This is a genomic window from Streptomyces sp. ICN903, assembly GCF_022015835.1.
In the GTDB taxonomy this organism is placed as follows: Bacteria; Actinomycetota; Actinomycetes; order Streptomycetales; family Streptomycetaceae; genus Streptomyces; species Streptomyces fenghuangensis.
This window is the reverse complement of sequence record NZ_JAKMAY010000558.1, coordinates 1-1,495: the sequence shown is the minus strand read 5'-3', so window position 1 is coordinate 1,495 and position 1,495 is coordinate 1. Positions and strand designations below refer to the sequence as shown.

2 protein-coding genes are annotated in these 1,495 nt (G+C 72.4%); one reads left to right on the top strand and one right to left on the bottom strand.

Annotated features, from left to right (window positions below; translation table 11 throughout):
- Positions 1-41: 41 nt before the first annotated feature.
- Complete coding sequence (locus L7D48_RS28755; protein ID WP_237884032.1) at positions 42-806, bottom strand: IclR family transcriptional regulator; 765 nt, start codon at positions 804-806, stop codon at positions 42-44.
- Positions 807-1,029: 223 nt separating this feature from the next.
- Here L7D48_RS28755 and L7D48_RS28750 point away from each other — a divergent pair.
- Positions 1,030-1,495 (top strand): homocysteine S-methyltransferase family protein (locus L7D48_RS28750; protein ID WP_237884030.1); only part of this gene is annotated, 466 nt, incomplete at its 3' end.

The window sequence follows — 1,495 nt, the reverse complement described above, 5'->3', positions numbered from 1 at the left end:
GGACGGACCGGTGGGGGCGGAACGACGTGGAACGCGACGGGTCAGAAACGACCCGCGCCCAGGTCGCGCGACACCGCCCGCGCGCAGTCCCGCACGGCCGCAACCAGCCGCGGCTGTATCTCCCCGCCCGCGCACACCCGCTCCACCGCGCCGGTGACGGCCACGGCGCCCACCGGCATCCGGCGCCGGTCGTGCACGGGTGCGGCGATGGAGGCGACCCCCTCCCAGGTCTCCTCGACATCGGCGGCCCAGCCGCGGGACCGGGTCAGCTCCAGGACCTCCTCGAACGACTCCGTATCGGTGATCGTGTGCGCGGTCAGCGCCTCGCGCCCGGAGTCCATCACCTCGCTGTGGGCCACCGGGTCGTACGCCGCCAGGACCTTGCCCAGCGCGGTGCTGTGCAGTGGCTGCATCGCACCCACCTCCAGTACCTGCCGGCTGTCGTCGGGGCGGAAGACGTGGTGCACGATCAGCACGCCCTGCTGGTGGAGCACGCCCAGGTAGACGCTCTCCCCGCTGGAACGGGCCAGGTCGTCGGTCCACACCAGGGCGCGGGCCCGCAGCTCGTGGACGTCCAGGTAGCTGTTGCCCAGCCGCAGCAGCTCCGCGCCCAGCTGGTACCTGCCCGAGGCGGGGTCCTGTTCGACGAAGCCCTCCTGCTGGAGGGTGCGCAGCAGGCCGTGGGCGGTGCCCTTGGCCAGGCCCAGGGTGGAGGCGATGTCGGACAGCCCGAGGCGCCGCTCACCCCCGGCGAGCAGCCGCAGCACTGCCGCCGCCCGCTCCAGCGACTGGATGGTCCGGGCCATCGCGCACCTCTCCTCTGTTCGCTTCTCTCGGTGGGCCGGAAGACGGCATTCGACAATGCCGAACGCTATCGGATCATGCCGATGCCGCGGTAGCCGTCCGATGTCCGGCGTCCACGCCTCGGAACACCTGCGGCTCTCACGGTGCCGACAGATACCCTGGCCGGGTGCGCTTCCCGATGGAAGACGCAAAGCCGACAGCCGTCGCATCTCTGGGAGCCCTTCCATGGCAGCTTCGCCGACCCCGCACGACCTCGACCCGACGCCGACCGCCGGACCCGCCTCCGCCGGCACGTCGAAGACCCCCCGCGCCGATGCCCTGCGCGAGGCGCTGTCCTCGCGGGTGGTGGTGGCCGACGGGGCGATGGGCACGATGCTGCAGGCGGCCGATCCGTCGCTGGAGGACTTCCAGCAGCTGGAGGGCTGCAACGAGGTCCTCAACGTCACCCGCCCCGACATCGTGGCCTCGGTGCACGAGGCGTACCTCGCGGTGGGTGTGGACTGTGTGGAGACCAACACCTTCGGCGCCAACCACGCGGCGCTGGCGGAGTACGACATCGCCGACCGGGTGTACGAGCTGTCCGAGGCCGGGGCCCGGGTGGCGCGCGAGGTGGCCGACGCCTTCACACGGGACACGGGGCGCCAGCGGTGGGTGCTGGGGGCGATGGGGCCGGGCACCAAGCTGCCCACCC

Coding starts and splice junctions, on each gene's coding strand:
- L7D48_RS28755 (WP_237884032.1), bottom strand. CDS start 806: ATGGCCCGGACCATCCAGTCGCTGGAGCGGGCGGCGGCAGTGCTGCGG.